Source organism: Hyalangium versicolor, from assembly GCF_020103695.1.
Classification (GTDB): Bacteria; Myxococcota; Myxococcia; order Myxococcales; family Myxococcaceae; genus Hyalangium; species Hyalangium versicolor.
In genome coordinates this window covers 72,914-88,724 of record NZ_JAHXBF010000011.1, presented here as the reverse complement: position 1 = coordinate 88,724, position 15,811 = coordinate 72,914, and the positions used below count along the sequence as shown (strand labels likewise).

Here is a 15,811-nt window from a genome sequence, read left to right as displayed (position 1 = left end):
GGCTTCATGAAAGCAACGGCCCTGGCGCATCCCAACATTGCCCTCGTGAAGTACTGGGGGAAGCGGGACGAGGCGCTGATTCTTCCTCATCAATCGAGCCTGTCCCTGACGCTGGCGCCGATGTCCGTCTCCACGACGGTGGAGTTCGGCGCGGTGTCCTCGGACCAGGTGGAGATCAACGGCCACACCGCCAAGGGCAGCGAGCGCGAGCGCGTGCTCCGCGTGCTGGACGTGGTGCGCTCGGAGACGGGCGGCCGGCTGGGGCCCGCGAGGATGGTGTCTCGCGGCGATTTCCCGGCGGCGGCGGGGCTGGCGAGCAGCGCGGCGGGCTTCGCGGCGCTGGCGGTTGCGGCTCGGGCGGCGGCGGGGCTGCCGGCGGAGCCGAAGGCGGCGAGCATCCTGGCGAGGCTGGGGAGCGGCTCTGCGTGCCGGAGTGTGCAGGGCGGCATCTGCGAGTGGCGCCGGGGCGAGCGCGCGGATGGGGCGGATAGCTACGCGGTGCAGCGCTTCGAGGCGGGGCACTGGCCGGAGCTGCGCATGGTCGTGGCCATCGTGAACCGCGACGAGAAAGAGGTGAAGTCGCGGGACGGGATGAAGCACACGGTGGACACGAGCCCGTACTACCCGGCGTGGGTGAAGGACGCGGAGGCAGAGGTGCCTCGGGCGGTGGAGATCATCCAGCGCAAGGATCTGCAGGCGCTGGGGGAGCTGGCGGAGCGCAACGCGTGGAGGATGCACGCGACGTCGCTCGGGGCTCAGCCTCCGCTGTGCTACCTGCACGCGAACACGCTGGGGCTGATCGAGCACCTGCGCGAGCAGCGGAAGAAGGGGACGCCCGTGTGGTTCACGCTGGACGCGGGGCCGAACCCGGTGCTGCTGACGGATGCGGCGCATGAGGTGGCGGCCGAGGCCCTGGCTCGAGCGTGTGGCGCGGTGGACGTGGTGCGCTGCGTGCCGGGCGGGGACGCGGTGCTGAAGAGCGAGCACCTCTTCTGATGGAACGGGCCCTCTCCGCGCCCGGGAAGCTGTTCGTCTCGGGCGAGTACGCGGTGCTGTGGGGTGGGGTGGCGCGGGTGGCGGCGGTGGCTCCGCGCACGGCGGCGCTGGTGCGCAGGCGGACGGATGCGCGCGTGCACGTGTGCCTGGAAGAGGGGACGCTGAAGGGGAGCGCGACGCCCAAGGGCGTGCGGTGGGATGGAGAGGTTCCGGCGGGCTTCGCCTTCGTGGCTCGGACGCTGGACGAGGCGCTGCGGGCGCATGGTCGGCAGAGCGTGGGCTTCGAGCTGGCGGTAGCGCCGTCGGCGGTGGGGCCTGGAGGCCTCAAGCTGGGCATGGGCGGGAGCGCTTGCGCGACGGTGCTGGCGGCGGACGCGGCTCGGTTCATCCTGGAGGATCGGTTCGACACGCTGAGGCTGGCGCTGGTGGCGCACGCGGCGGGCCAGGGAGGGAAGGGGAGCGGCGGGGACGTGGCGGCGAGCTTCGCTGGAGGCGTGCTGCGCTACCGGCGGTATGAGGTCGCGCCGTTGATCGCGGCTTCCAGCGCGGGTGGCTTCCGGGCGGCGCTCATGGAGTCTGCCCCGGTGGATGTGTGGAGGCTGCCTCCGCCGAAGGTGGCGCTGGCGTACGCCTTTACGGGAGAGAGTGCCTCGACGCGCGTGCTCATTTCTCAGGTCGAGGCTCGGCTGGACGAGGCGGCCCGTCAGGCATTCGTGGCGCGCTCGGACGAAGTGGGGCACGAGATCGAGATCGGGCTCAGCGGTGGGGACTTCCGTGCCTTCAAGGACGCGGTGACCGCGCAGCAGGCGCTGTTGCAGGAGCTGGGGCCGACCGAGACGGAGGCCATGCGGCGCATCCTGGCGATCGGCGCGTCCTACGGCTGCGCGGGGAAGCAGTCCGGCGCGGGAGGTGGAGATGGCTGCATCCTCTTCGCCCCCAATGCCGAGACGCGAGCCGAGCTCATGAAGGGGCTGGAGGCTCGCGGCTTCCACTCGATGACGCTCGAGGTGGAGCCGGGGCTGCGGGGCGAGGGCCAGGCGGATGCGCGGCTTCGGGCCTGGCTCGACGCCCACCGGTGAGCGGTTCGTACCGGACTGGTATTCCTGTCATACCAGTGGGTTCTGGCCGGTCCCGAGGGCCTTGTCCGTGGCCGGGTCGCGCAGCCTCTGCGTGAACCAGTTCGGGTAGTAGGCCGCGTGGGGGCTCAGCTCGTCGAGCTGACGGAGTTGCTCGGGGCTCAGGCGGACGTTGAACGCGCCCAGGTTGTCCTCGAGCTGGTGGCGCTTGCTCGCGCCCAAGAGCAGCGTGCTCACCCCTGGCTTCGCCAGCAGCCACGCCAGGGCCACCTGCGCGATGGAGGCCTTGTGGGCCTCGGCGATGGGCCGCATTGCATCGACGAGCCGGAACCCCGCCTCCTTGTCGAAGGGCAGGAAGTCGAAGCCCGAGAGCCGGTTGTCCTGATCCTTGAGGCTCTCGCGCGTGTACTTGCCGCTCAGGAAACCGCTGGCCAGGGGGCTCCAGATCATCGTCCCGATGCCGGCATCCTGTACGAAGGGAAGCACCTCGTGCTCGATGTCGCGGCCCACCAGCGAGTAGTACATCTGCGCGGAGACGAAGCGCGCCCAGCCGTGGCGCTCCTGCAGCCCCACCGCCTTGGCCGCCTGCCAGGCTGACCAGTTGGAGTACCCCACGTAACGCACGTGGCCTCGCCGCACGAGCTGGTCGAGCGCCTCCAGCGTCTCCTCCAGCGGCGTCACCGGGTCGAAGCGGTGGACGATGTAGAGATCGATGTAGTCCGTCCCGAGTCGCTTCAGGCTGGCTTCGGCGGAGGCCAGGATGTGGCGCCGCGATAGGCCCGTGTGCAGCAGCTCCGGGCCCATGCGTATTCCGACCTTGGTCGAGATGACCACGTTCTTGCGGCGATCGCCGAGGATGCGCCCGAGCATCCGTTCGGACTCGCCGTTGGCGTAGGCATCCGCTGTGTCGAAGAAGTTGATGCCCGCGGCGAGGGCCTGATCGACCATTGCGCGCGCGTTGTCCTCGCCCACCTTGTAGACGGCCGGGATGTCGCCCGAGCCGAAGGTCATCGCACCGAAAGCCAGCCGAGAGACGACGAGCCCCGAGTTCCCCAGTCGTGTGTACTGCATGGTTGTTTCCTCCGTGTGGATGCATGAGGAAGATGCTCCCGGGGAATTCGAAAGACTACGTGCAAGCTGGTACAAGAGCCTTGAAGGGAAACTTCAAGATGAGACTGACCCAGCTCAATGGTCTCCTGGCATTCGTGACTGTGGCGGAGCGACGAGGCTTTTCGGCAGCGGCCCGAACGCTTGGTGTTTCTCCCTCGGCGCTGAGCCAGGCCATCCGGAATCTGGAGGCGCGTGTCGGCGTGACGCTCCTCGTGAGGACGACGCGCAGTGTGAGCCTGACGGAAGCTGGGGAGCGCCTGCTCGCGCGCAGCAGTCCGAGTTTGAAGGAGGCGCTTGCCGCCGTGGAGGAGGCCAGTGGTGCCAGCGACGCGGTGGTGGGGCGCCTGCGACTGACGGTTCCTCGGATTGCTGTGCCCCTGATCATCGAACCGGTGCTTCCGGTTCTGCGCCAGCGCCACCCTCAGCTTGCGATCGAGATCAGCGTGGACGATCGGTTCGTGGACATCATGGCCGAGGGCCATGATGCAGGCATCCGTCTGAGTGAGGCCGTGGAGCGGGACATGGTCGTAGTCCGCATCTCGCCCCCGTTCCGCTTCGTTGTCGTGGGCGCGCCGTCCTACCTAAAGGCACGCGGGCGGCCCGTCGTTCCGAAGGATCTTCTCGGGCACGAGTGTATTGGCTACCGAGCCGCCACTTCGGGCACGCTCTACCAGTGGGAGTTCGAGCGGCGGGGGAGGGAATCCCAGGTGGCGGTGAGAGGCTCGCTCGTGTGTAACGACGCGGAGCTCATGGGGCGCGCGGCGGTGGCCGGGCTCGGACTTGCCTACGTGAGCGAGCAGGTGGTGGCTGAGGACATCGAGGCGGGCCGGCTTGAGGTGGTGCTCGAAGACTACGCCCCCGAGGTGCCCGGCTTGTTCCTGTACTTCCCGAGCCGGGCGCAGAAGCTTCCGAAACTCCGTGCGCTCATCGACGCGGTTCGCTCGCTCTCTGCCTCCAGCTCTCGCCTCTGAATCGAGAAACCAGCTTTGGGCAGATCAGGGACAGTCGGGAGTGGTTTTCGGGCTGATGTTACACCCATTGTTGTCGGCGTCGTTGCAACTCTGAGGAATGTTGCAACTGCCGAAGCCGTGCAGCCAGATGACTCCCACGCCACCTCCACCTCCGCCGCCTCCTGCGTTGTCACCGCCGTCTTTTCCTGCGTTAGGGGCTCCCCCTTCGGCGCCGCCTCGTCCACCTGCAGCACCAGTGCTTTGGCCGTCTCCTCCAGGGGCGGGCTCCTTGGATGATAGGGAGCCATCGGTACCGCTCGCGCCTGTTTTTCCTTGGATGCCACCTCCCTGCGCTCCGCTTCCACCGTTCGCAGTAAGCTTGGTTTGATCAGTGAGTTCGAGGCGGAATGCCTCCAGCAGCAAGCCTCCGCCGCTTCCGCCGCCCCCTCCACCGCCCTTGTCGTTTGGGGAACCTTTTCCTCCGCGTCCACCGCCACCGCTCACGGAGACCCAGTTCTCCACTCGGAGTGTTCCGGCTACAGCCAGCTGTAACGCTCCGCCACCCGCTCCTCCAGTGCCTCCGTTATTAGCGCTGCCCCCAGTGCCTCCTGGGCAGCCACCGACCAGTGGCTCCAGTGTGCCGGCCACTGCGGCTCCGCCCTGCCCCCCAGGATTGGTCGAAACGTTGAGTCCTCCTGCGGCGCCCGGAGTTCCGAAGCCTCCGCCACCTCCTCCGCTTCCTTCCTGCCTGGAGAACACTCCATCCCCGCCGCTCAGAGTGCCGCAGGTCGTGCGGTCGCCTCCAACTCCAGCTGTCACCAGTCTGGCGTTCGCCAGCACGTCACCCGAGAGCGTGGCGTCTTCATAAACAGCGAGGATGACAGGTCGGGGGCCAGTGAGCCTCAATGCGCGACCCCTGTCGATGATGAGGTTGCGAATAGGCACCACGGCGAAATCGCCGATGACTGTAGCAGTGGGCAAGGTGGGCAACACGCAGCCCTGGGCAGGGGTCCAACTGAGGTTGCCCGAGTCAAATATGAAAGTGTTCGTGGTATTGCCGCACTGGATATGAACGTCCAGGCTGCGGTCCGCCTCAGGAATGGAGTTCGGGTCGAAGTTGCTGGGGATGTACGGGAAGCTGCTGCACACCCCATCCGTGCGACACACTCCGTTGCGGATTGACGTGGTGCAGGGGGTATTCACCTTGGAGCCATCCACGCTCTCGACGCAGGTGCCGTTGGAGGGGCAGTTCCTCTCGGAGCGATGGCAAGCGTCACTGGCGACGCACGGTGCCAGTAGTTCTCCCGCGCAAGAACCCGCGCCATTGCACCGATCGTTCTGGGTGCAGGCGTTCGAGTCATCGCAAGTCGCTCCCAAATCCTTGAGCGTGTAGACGCACTCTCCCGTGTCCGAGGTGCATGAGGATTCCTGGGTGTAGCAGACGAGATCGGGCGGTTGGCATTCCTTCAATGTGCCAACGCATTCGGCGGTCGAGTCAGTCCCGCGCGTCGTGCACCTGTCGTTCAGCGTACACGGATCGTGGTCATCGCAGGCGTGGTTCACGCACTCAGGGTCCGCGCAGCCCGCCTTGCCGTCGCAGTCAAGGTCGCGGTCCCCCGTGCAGGCTTCGGGTTGGTCTGGATGGACGCTCGCTTTCGTGTCATCACAGTCCGTTCCTGCAACTGTGTCGGTCCGCTGGATGTACGTGTCGTGGTCGTCATCCCGGGCTAAGAGCATGACATCGAGATACTCGATGTCTGTCGCGGGGACTGTCACAGGAGCGGTGTGTCGCTCGATCACAGTGCCAGTGCACCTGTCTCCGTCGGAGAAGTCATGAGAGGTCACCTCGATGCTCAACTCGCGGGTCCAATCCTGCTTTCGGAATACGGCGACGGTGAGCAACTGTGCGTCCAGGTGCAGGAACTTGTCCTTGAGTATGTGAGTCTCCGCTGCGTTCCCAAGAGAGTCCGTGGCGATGACCCGGATGCACTCGGGCGTGTAGGAACCGTAGCTGATGGAGACCCGCACCGCTCCTCCCGTTGCCTCATGCTGACGGCATGCGGCCATGCTCAGGAGCAGTCCGAGGAGTCCGAGACGATGGAGGAGGGAACTGGTAGCCATTCTGGGAATGGCCAATCTAGAGAAGGCTCAGGGATGCAGCGATACTCCCTGGAGCGTATGTCGCTCAGGGGGGGCAGGTCGGCGTCACCTTCGGACTGATCTCGCAATTCGCGCCGTCGGTGGCGTTGCAACTCGAATGAACGGTGCAACTGCCGAAGCCGCGAATGCGGATGATCCCCACCGCGCCACCCCCGCCGCCACCACCCGAGTTGTTGAAGCCATCGTTGGGAGTGACAGGGGCCTTGTTGTCGGCGCCACCGTCTCCTCCCGGTGCTCCAATTCCCCCCGTATCCGCGCAGTGGGCGGCATCTCTCGTGGAGATAGAGCCATCCGCCCCATCACTTCCGGTGGTCGGCTGAGTGCTGTCTCCGCCCTCGGCGCCGCTGCCTCCATTGGCGGTGATGCGGGCTTGAGCTGTCAGTTCCAGTTGGAATGCCTCCAGCACCAGGCCTCCACCACTGCCACCGCCACCGCCTGCCGGCGCGTTGCCGGTGCTCCCCTTGCCTCCTCGAGAGCCTCCGCCGCTGACGGAGACCCAGTTGTCCACCTGCAGCTTACCGGCGACAGCGACCTGTAAGGCGCCACCGCCTGCACCGCCTGCACCGCCGTTGATGCCTCCGCCGATCCCTCCCGGGCAGCCTCCTACCAGCGGTACCAACATGGAGACGCCCGCGGTGCCGCCCGTGCCACCCGCGGTGTTTGCGTCATTCCGTCCACCCGCCGCGCCCGCGGTGCCAAAGCCGCCGCCGCCGCCGCCGCTCCCCTCGCCACTGGCGAAACCTCCGGTGCCTCCCGCCTGCGTGCCGCAGTTGGTGCGGTTTCCTCCCGCGCCAGGCACGTCCATGTCCGCATCCGCCAGCAAGGCGCCCGAGAGCGTGGCGTTGCCGTAGACCGCCAGGATGACGGGCCTCGAGCCCCGGAGCTTCAGGGCCTTCCCCGCGTCGATGGTGAGGTTGCGGATGGGCATGACCGTGTAATCCCCAATGACTCTGGGCGTTGGCATCTGCGGGAACGAGCACCCGGCTGGGGCGCTGCCTCCAAAGGTGCCCGAGTCGAAGATGACGGGATCCGTCGGAGTGCCGCAGGTGATGTGCACATCCAGCATCCGGTCCGTCTCGGCAATGGCGTCCGGATCGAAGTTGCTGGGGATGTACGGGAAGCTGCTGCACACCCCATCGTTACGGCACACGCCATTGCGGCTGGCGATGGTGCACGGCTGGTTCACCTTGGTAGGGTCCACGCTCTCGACACACGTGGCGCTCGTGGGGCAGTTCCTTACAGAACGATGGCAGGCATCACTCGGGACACAAGGCGGCAGGAGCTCGCCTGCGCAAGCTCCAGCGCCGTTGCACCTGTCATTCTGCGTACATGCATTCGAGTCATCGCAGCTCGCGCTTGAGTCCTTGAACCCGTAAGTGCATGAGCCCTTCGCCGGATCGCAGATGCCCTGGCTCTGGTGGCAGGTCGAGGGAGGGTTGTCGCATCGAACGGAGGCACTGCCATGGCACGATGCATCCGCGCCACATTGGTCGCTCACGGTGCAGGCATTGTTGTCGTCGCAGGGTTGGGTAGCTGGCTGCTGCGTGAAGACGCACTCGCCCGTGGCCGGGTTGCATGCCGATTCGCCGGTGTAACAGATGAGGTTGGGGGGCTGGCACGTCTTCGGAGTGCCAACGCACTCGACGGTCGAGTTCGCCCCTGCCGTGCACAGGTCATTCAGCGTGCACGGATTGTGGTCATCGCAGACCTGGTCCAGGCACTCCGTGTCCGCGCAGGCGGCCTTGCCATCGCAGTCGGCATCGACAGCTCCGGTGCATACTTCGGGCTGGCCGGGGTGGACGGAAGCGAGAGTGTCATCGCAGTCCGTCCCTGCCACCTCTTCGGTTCTCCGGGCGTAGTCATCGTGGTCCTCGTCCTGCGCCAAGAGCGTGACGTTGAAGTCCACGACCTCACCCGGGGTGACCTCGATGGGCTTGGACGCGCGATGCCTCTCCAACTCGTTGCCCGAGCAGCGCGTGCTGGCACTGGCCTCATAGGAGGTGACCTGCATGACCAGGGAACGCTCCCAGTCGGACTGGCGGAACACCGCGAGGGTGATCTCGCGTGACTCCGGCTTCTCGATGGCGCTCCTGGGGATGTCCGCCTCCGCGAGATGTCCCAGCGAGTCCGAAGCGGAGACGCGGACGCACGCTGGCGTGTACGAGCCATACTTGACGGAGACCCACACGGTGCCCTCCGTGCTGGTGGCGCAGATCTCGCGCCGCTGCTCGGGGGTGGCCTTCTTGCAGAACCGGGTGCGGGCATCCTCGAAGTTGAGGCAGCCCGTGCCGAACACGCAGGTGACGACGATGAGGGCCAGCGTGCTTCTCGCTGCCTCGATCATGGAAGACTCCACTCCGATGCCAGAAAGACTCCTTCATGCAGTGGAGCAACCGACACCCGGGGACCAGGGTTCGGCTTGTCGAGGAACAGGAGGCTCCCGGTGGCGGTGAGGGCTCCGGCACCCATGAGGAGCCAGCCCACCGTTTCGAACGTCTTTCCCTGATGGAGCGTGTCGTCCATGTCTGCACGAGTCACGATGGACGGGTCTCCGTCACCAATCCGCGACTCAATGGATCTGGCCTTCCCCCACATGATCAGGCCTCCGAGAGCGACGATGCCTCCGCCGATGGCAACGGGCAGCCTGAGCTTGGAGACGCCGCTGGTTTCAAGGCTGGGAGGCGATGGGGGCGGGAGTTCGGTTCGTGCCTCTTGCTGCGGAGGGGAAGGCGGAGGAACCACTGCGGTGGGCCGACGGACTTCCGCGCGAATCTGTTCCAGAACCGCGGCCACTTTGGGGGACACGGAGAAGGACAGTTGTGCATCAGGCGCGAGCGATAGTGCGTGGCGGAAAGCGTTCTTTCCACGCTCGGGTTGCTGCACTTCCAGCGCGAGAACGCCTTGGAGAAGTGCAATGGCAACCTGATCCTCCCGAGTGTTGGAGGGCCATTGTGCCGCCTGCTCGAGCCTGTGCAGGGCCGTCTCGTACTCGAAGGCGTCGTAGAGGCGGAGCGCTTCCTGGTACAGCGGGTTCTTTGACGGCTCCGCGGCCAGCACAGGCTGAGAGAACGCTATGGCGAGCAGACCCCAGAAGGGCAGCCACACTGCAATGCTCCCACTTTGCCCATTGTCCATTGGACTTGCATACATCCGCCATGGACAGGGTGGAGCGAAATTCTTCGCCTGCCGTTCAATTCTCAGCCTCAGGTCAGGCGTACGCCTTCAGGGGCAGAGGGGCGTCACCTTGGGGCTGATCTCGCAATTCGCGCCGTCGGTGTCGTTGCAACTCGAATGGATGTCGCAGCTGCCGAAGCCGCGCATCCGGATGAGTCCCACCGCGCCGCCACCGCCTCCCCCTCCAGCGTTGTTGGGGGGAGTGTTGTTGGATGTGGCAGGGGCCTTGTTGTCGGCGCCACCGTCTCCGCCCGGAGTTCCACTGCCCCCCATATCCACGCAGTGGGCAGGATCTCTCGTGGATGTGGAGCCATCGGTTCCATCACTCCCAGTGCCTCCGCCGCTGTCTCCACCCTCCGCACCGCTGCCGCCGTTGGATGTCAGCTTGGCTTGAGAGGTGAGTTCCAGGCGGAAGGACTCCAGCAGCAGGCCTCCACCACTGCCACCACCACCTCCTCCTCCTGTGTTGTTGGGGGTCCTCTTGCCACCTCTTGCACCTCCGCCGCTGACGGAGACCCAGTTGTCCACGCGCAGCGTACCGGCCACCGCCACTTGCAGGGCGCCGCCCCCTGCGCCGCCCGCGCCTCCGGTGGTGTTGGCACTTCCCCCAACTCCTCCTGGGCAACCGCCCACCAGGGGAACCAAGGTGACGGCTCCCGCGACGCCACCCGTGCCCCCATTGGTGGAATTGGAGTTCTTTCCTCCGCTTGCGCCCGCAGTCCCGAAGCCGCCACCCCCTCCGCCACTCCCCGTGTTGTTGGCAAAAGCTCCGGTGCTGCCTGTTTGTGTGCCGCAGTTGGTGCGGTTCCCTCCCGCTCCAGGCACTTCCATGTCGCCGTCTGCCAGCAGGGCACCCAAGAGCGTGGCGTTGCCGTACACCGCCAGGATGACGGGCCTCGTGCCCCGGAGCTTCAGGGCCTTGCCCGCGTCGATGGTGAGGTTGCGGATGGGAACGATCGTGTAACCGTCAATGACCCGGGGCGTGGGCATCTGTGGGAACGAACACCCGTTCGGTGCGTTGCCTCCAAACGTGCCCGAGTCGAAGATGACGGGATCCGCCGGGGTTCCACAGGTGATGTGCACATCCAGCATCCGGTCCGCCTCGGCAATGGAGTCCGGATCGAAGTTGCTGGGATCGTACGGGAAGCTGCTACAGACGCCATCCGCACGGCACACGCCATTGAGGCTGGCGACGGTGCACGGCTGGTACACCTTGGCGGGATCCACGCTCTCCATACACATGGCGCTCGTGGGACAGTTCCTCACGGAACGATGGCAGTCATCGCTCGGCACGCAGTCGGCCGTCAGCTCTCCGGCGCAGGAACCCGCGCCACTGCACCGGTCATTCTGCGTGCAGGCATTCGAGTCATCGCAGCTCGCACTCGAGTCCTTGAACCCGTAAGTGCAGGTGCCCTGCGAAGAGTCGCAGGTGCCCAGGCTCACGTGGCAGGCCGAGGGAGGATTGTCGCACCGAACCGGGGAGGTGCTTTTGCACGAGGCGTCCGCGCCGCACTGATCGTTCGTGGTACAGGCATCGTTGTCGTTGCAGGACTGGTTGGCAGGCCGCTGCGTGAAGACGCACTCGCCCGTGGCCGGGTTGCACGCGGACTCGTTGGTGTAGCAGGTGAGGTTGGGCGGCTGGCATGTCTTCGGCGTGCCCGCGCACTTCACGGTCGAGTCCACTTGCTGCTTGCACTGATCCTCCAACGTGCACGGGTTGTGGTCGTCACATGCCTGGTTCAGGCACTCGGTGTCCGCGCAGGCGGCCTGTCCATCGCAGTCCGCATCGGCGGTTCCACTGCACACCTCGGCCTGGCCGGGGTGGACGGAGTCGAGCGTGTCGTCACAGTCCGTTCCCGCCACCTCCGCGGTCCTCAGCGTGTAGCCGTCGTGGTCATCGTCCCGGGCCAGGAGGGTCGCCTCGAACGTCGAGAACTCTCCCAGGGGCACCGCGACGGGCTCGGAGGAGCGGTGTCGCTCCAGCTCCGTGCCGGAGCAGCTCCCGTCCGTGGAGGCATCATAAGAGGCCACCTCCAGCGTCAGCGCGCGCTCCCACTCGGGCTTGCGGAACACCGCGACGGTGACCTGCTGCTGGCTCAGGTTCTTGAACTGACTGCGAGGAATGTCCGTCTCCCCCAGGTGCCCTTGCGTGTCCGAGGCCGAGACGCGCAGGCACGCCGGAGTGTACGAACCGTATGAGACCGAGACCCGAACCGCGCCATCGGCCGGAGCCTTCTCCCGGCATGCGGCCAGGGCCAGGATCAGCCCGAGGAACCAGAGACGACACATAGGATTGAAATCCTAATCGATCCGGCTCTCAGAACATGTGGCCGAAGTTCATGTAGAGCCGCTGGCCGCCGTTCTCGGTGGAGGTCGCGTAGTCCACGCGGACCACCGCCGCCCGCCGGGACATGCGCAGGCCTCCGCCCAGCCCCGGATGCCACTGGTGCCACGGCCCGTCTGTCACGCCGGGGTGCCACACGCGCCCCAGATCCATGAACGCCACCAGGCCCAGCTTCATCGGCTGCCCGAAGATCCGCGCCTCCAGCGCGTGGAAGCGCAGCTCCGAGTTGGAGAACACCTTGAAGTTCCCCGCGAACCGGTTGCGCTCGATGCCGCGCAAGCTGCTCATGCCCCCCAGGCCCTCGGTGAAGAGCACCCCGCCCGTGGTGCTCCACTCGAAGAAGGGCACCTCGCCGAAGAGCATGTCCACCGACACCCGCTGCGCGAACACGAAGCGAGACCCGAGCTGGAAGTAGCGCCGCTCGCTCAGCGCCAGCCCCGCGTACTGATACCGGCTGCCCGTCGGGTGCCCCGACACGCGGATCGCTATCTCCTCCGCGCCGCCCGATGTGGGATCCGTCTCGCTGTTCCGCGTGTCCCAGAGCACTCCGCCCAGCAACTGGCCCGTCGGGCCGCCCTCGATGCCCACCGGGTGCAGCTCCGCCAACATGGACTGCTCGAACGGGGACACCTGCGTGTACCGCCACGAGTAGCCGCCGTACACCTGGAGTGGATGATCCTCGCCGAGCGGGCGCGCACGCAGCCGCAGGAACATGCTCGGAGAGCCCTTTCCATAGTTGTACCGCGCATCGTTCACGTCGCCCGTGAACTCCGGGGACGAGTGGTTGCCCGCACCATAGAAGGGGCTGCGGAACTCCCGCTTGTACTCGAAGCGCGCCTCCACGCGGACCGGGCCCAGCAACTGCGGCCCGTCGTAGCGGATGTAGTGGTTCTGGATGCCGCGGTTGGTGAAGAACACCTGCGCCGCCAGCCCGTGCTGATACGGCGTGTGGCCTTCACCATAGATGTACATGCCCCCCACCACGCCGTAGCCCACGCCCAGATCCGAGTTGAAGCTCAGCAGCGGAATGGCGATGGCGTCCATTCCCTCGTACTTCGTGCTCGGGGCCGCTACGACTGCTTTCGTCTCCGGGACCGGGAGCGAGGGGGCGATAGCGGCGCCCGTCACGAATGCCACGAGGGCGGGGAGCAACATTCAAACCTCCGTCGTGCCCCGAGGGGCAAGGATCTCCAACCCACTTCGCGGTCAGCGACCTTGCTCGCTTGCCCTCCAAGGGGGCTCACTCGCACTCGCGGCTGACGTCTCCCTGCATGCTCATTTTCGCACCTCAACGTGGGGAGCCGTCAACGTGAGCAATGTTCTCACCTCAGAGTTGCAGGCCTGGGCCTGCGCGTTGTCTCGCCGTATCAGCCGCAAGGTTCCGCCCGTGGTGTGCACTCAGCCGCGGCGGTTGCTCGTTGTCCATCTGGACGGGGTCCCGAAGGACCTCCTGGATGACGCCATCCAGACGCGGAGCATGCCGTTCTTCTCTCAGCTGGTGCGCTCGGGAGCGTATCATTTCGAGGAGGCGTTCTGGGGCTCGCCAGCGTCAACCCCCTTCTTTCAGGCGGGGTTCCTGTACGGGCTCGAGCATCCGAACCTGCCGGCCTACTCGTGGTTCGATCGCGAGCTGGGCCGGAAGGTCCAGATGAATACCCCGCGGGACGCGTTGCATATCGAGCAGCGGTTGGGGCAGCGCGAGGGCACCAGCCTGCTCGCCGACGGGGGACACACCTATTTCTCGTTGTTTCAGGCGGGAGCACGCAACCGGTTGTGCATGAGCACGCTGGCCAGCCTGAAGATCATGGCGCGCTCCCTGTCCGCGGAGATGGAGGGGCTGCTCGTGGCTCGCACCGTGAGCCCGTGGGCGTACCTGCGCTCGTTCGGCGCGGACACGTGGCGCGCGTTCCACGAAATCTGGCGCTGGGCCCATGCACTGGGGGACTGGCGCCACGAGCGCGGGTTCCTCCTCAGCCGCGTCATGCTGCAGCGGCTGGGCTGGAGCTTCGTCCACACCAAGGCGCTGGTGGACATGGTGCGCGGGGTGCCCGCCATCTATCTTGTATTTGGCAACTATGACGAGGTGGCACACCGGCGCGGGCCTCGCTCGCAGCAGGCCATCGCGGAGCTGCACCGCGTGGATGCCTACCTGGCAGAGCTGTACGCGATGGCCCGCTGTGTGGAGCATCCGTACGACATCGTCTTCGTCACCGACCATGGCCATGTGGGCAGCCTCCCGTTCGAGCGGAGACAGTCCCAGCGTCTGGAGGAGATGCTGTTGCGCGGCCCACCCACGCCCCTGTCGGCGGACATCGAGCGAGGGCTGATGGATGGGCGCCCTGCTGGGGCGTCGCGCGAGCCTCGGGGAACGGATTCGCCCGTGGTCGTCGAGTCCGGCAACTTCGCGCACGTGTACCTCACTCGGGAGCACACCCCGCTGGAGGCCGCGGAGCTGGTGGCGCATCACCGAGAGGTGCTGGCGCGGGCCTCCCGGCACCCGGACATTGGACTGGTGGCGCTGCGGCGAGGCAATTCGGCCGTGGCGCTGGTGAAGGGTGGGGTGTACGGCCCGGATGAAGTGGCCGGAGCCCCTCTGGCGGAGGAGTTCTCCAAGCGAGCAGTGGCGGATTTCCTGCGCGAGCTGCCTCACCTGCGTACCGCGGGAGATCTGGTGCTCTTCGGAGATGCGGTGCAGCCCGGCGCCACGGTGGGGTTCGCCTGGGAGTTCGGCTCGCATGGCGGGCTCACGAAGACGGAGACGCGCAGCACGGTGTGCTGGCCCAGCAACGCTCCGGTGGATCTGTCCGGCCTGAGTCACTGCGTGCGCCTGCATCAGCGTCTCGCGGAGGCCTACCGTGCCTGAGGGCCGGGGCCAGGAGCCTCGGAGCAGGGCGGTTCTCCACGTGGTGCTGGCCATCGTGGGAGCGGTGGCTACCGTGGGGTTGATCTCCACCGCCTTCTTCCATTGGAACCTGGGGGAGCCCGGCCCGCTGCTCGTGCCGCGCTTCCCGCTGCGGCAGTTCTTCCGAGAGCTGCCGGGACACCTGGTGTGGTTGATCCCGTTCATGCTGCTGGAGGCGTCCATCATCCCGCTGCGCGCGCTGCAATGGCAGCAGACGCTTCAGCGGAAGGTGCCCTTTCGGGAGCGCTACCACCTGGTGGCCATTGGTGCCTTCACGCACAACGTGCTGCCGGGGAAGCTGGGCGACATCATCCGCTCCTTCCTGCTGGCGCGGACGCAGCGGTTGCCCTTCCTGCAGTGCCTGGGCTCGGTGGCGGTGTGCAAGCTGCTCGAGTTTGCCGCGCTGATGCTGCTGGTGGCGGTGTCCTTTCTAGGGCCCTTCGGCAAGACGATGGTCCACTTCCGGGGGGCGCTGGAGGTGGCTCTGTACCTGTGCGTGGGGCTGGTGGCGCTGGTGGTGCTGCTGGCTCACTACTCCCGGCCGCTCGCCCAGTCCCTGCACCGGCGGCACCGGATGCCACGCTTGCAGAACCTGCTCATGCACGTGGCGGATGGGTTGGGCACCGCGCGCAGCTTCCGGGGTATGGCGACGGCGCTGATCTGGTCCGTGGGGCCCGTGCTGGCTCCCGCTCTGGGTTATGGGATGGCCTTGCATGGGTTGGGCATTCCAGGTGGGCTGTTCGCCGGAGCCGTGGTTCTGGGCGCCATCGCGCTGGGGCAGGCCGTGCCCGGTGTCCCGGCGGGCATGGGGCTCTACTACTTCGTCACGAGCTGGGCGGCGCGCAGCCTGGGTGCCTCGGAGGCGGATGCGGCGGCCTTCTCCACGCTCACGCACCTGGGCACGGTGTTCGCCAACGTGGCGGTGGGCGCTGTCTCGGTGCACCAGCGTAAGCTGCGCCTGAAGGATCTGCGGCGAGGTGGCAGCTTGGCTCGGGAAGCCGCGCACCATGTGGCCCACGAGGCCGTGGAGCCTGTCTCTCCGTAGAGTTCGTTTTCCCTCAGAGAAAATCGTGTTGGCCACCGTGCTGGGCTCGCGGCG

10 protein-coding genes are annotated in these 15,811 nt (G+C 66.5%); 5 read left to right on the top strand and 5 right to left on the bottom strand.

Features of this window, described 5'->3' with window-relative positions; translation table 11 throughout:
• Positions 1-6 precede the first annotated feature (6 nt).
• Both mvaD and KY501_RS23255 read left to right on the top strand, forming a co-directional pair.
• On the top strand, positions 7-996 hold the full coding sequence (gene mvaD, locus KY501_RS23260) for a diphosphomevalonate decarboxylase (protein WP_224365445.1): 990 nt from the start codon (positions 7-9) through the stop codon (positions 994-996).
• Positions 996-2,075, top strand: a complete 1,080-nt coding sequence (locus tag KY501_RS23255; RefSeq protein ID WP_224365444.1) for a mevalonate kinase family protein — start codon at positions 996-998, stop codon at positions 2,073-2,075. The genes mvaD and KY501_RS23255 overlap by 1 nt, the downstream gene beginning before the upstream one ends.
• 27 nt (positions 2,076-2,102) lie before the next feature.
• Here KY501_RS23255 and KY501_RS23250 read toward each other — a convergent pair whose 3' ends face one another.
• Positions 2,103-3,143: an aldo/keto reductase gene (locus KY501_RS23250; protein ID WP_224365443.1), complete on the bottom strand. Its 1,041-nt coding sequence runs from the start codon at positions 3,141-3,143 to the stop codon at positions 2,103-2,105.
• Positions 3,144-3,241: 98 nt separating this feature from the next.
• Here KY501_RS23250 and KY501_RS23245 point away from each other — a divergent pair, with 98 nt between their 5' ends.
• On the top strand, positions 3,242-4,153 hold the full coding sequence (locus tag KY501_RS23245; RefSeq protein ID WP_224365442.1) for a LysR family transcriptional regulator: 912 nt from the start codon (positions 3,242-3,244) through the stop codon (positions 4,151-4,153).
• Between the two features lie 2,164 nt (positions 4,154-6,317).
• Here KY501_RS23245 and KY501_RS53670 read toward each other — a convergent pair.
• The 4 genes from KY501_RS53670 to omp85 form a co-directional block, all read right to left on the bottom strand.
• Positions 6,318-8,636 carry a putative metal-binding motif-containing protein gene (locus KY501_RS53670; protein ID WP_304608633.1) on the bottom strand — a complete coding sequence of 773 codons (2,319 nt, stop codon included), beginning with the start codon at positions 8,634-8,636 and terminating at the stop codon, positions 6,318-6,320.
• Entirely contained in the window at positions 8,633-9,349 is a 717-nt protein-coding gene (locus KY501_RS23230; RefSeq protein WP_224365441.1) for a tetratricopeptide repeat protein, read from the bottom strand. Before KY501_RS23230 ends, KY501_RS53670 begins: the two co-directional genes overlap by 4 nt.
• A 165-nt stretch (positions 9,350-9,514) precedes the next feature.
• A complete protein-coding gene (locus KY501_RS23225) occupies positions 9,515-11,755 on the bottom strand; it encodes a putative metal-binding motif-containing protein (protein WP_224365440.1) in 2,241 nt (746 codons plus the stop codon).
• A gap of 28 nt (positions 11,756-11,783) precedes the next feature.
• Positions 11,784-12,965 (bottom strand): Omp85 family outer membrane protein, encoded by a 1,182-nt coding sequence (omp85, locus tag KY501_RS23220; RefSeq protein WP_224365439.1) that lies wholly within the window; start codon positions 12,963-12,965, stop codon positions 11,784-11,786.
• 154 nt (positions 12,966-13,119) lie between these two features.
• Between omp85 and KY501_RS23215 the strand changes: the two genes are divergently transcribed.
• Both KY501_RS23215 and KY501_RS23210 read left to right on the top strand, forming a co-directional pair.
• Entirely contained in the window at positions 13,120-14,673 is a 1,554-nt protein-coding gene (locus tag KY501_RS23215; protein WP_224365438.1) for an alkaline phosphatase family protein, read from the top strand.
• Positions 14,674-14,713: 40 nt separating this feature from the next.
• Complete coding sequence (locus KY501_RS23210; protein WP_373691637.1) at positions 14,714-15,757, top strand: lysylphosphatidylglycerol synthase transmembrane domain-containing protein; 1,044 nt, start codon at positions 14,714-14,716, stop codon at positions 15,755-15,757.
• Positions 15,758-15,811: the final 54 nt, after the last annotated feature.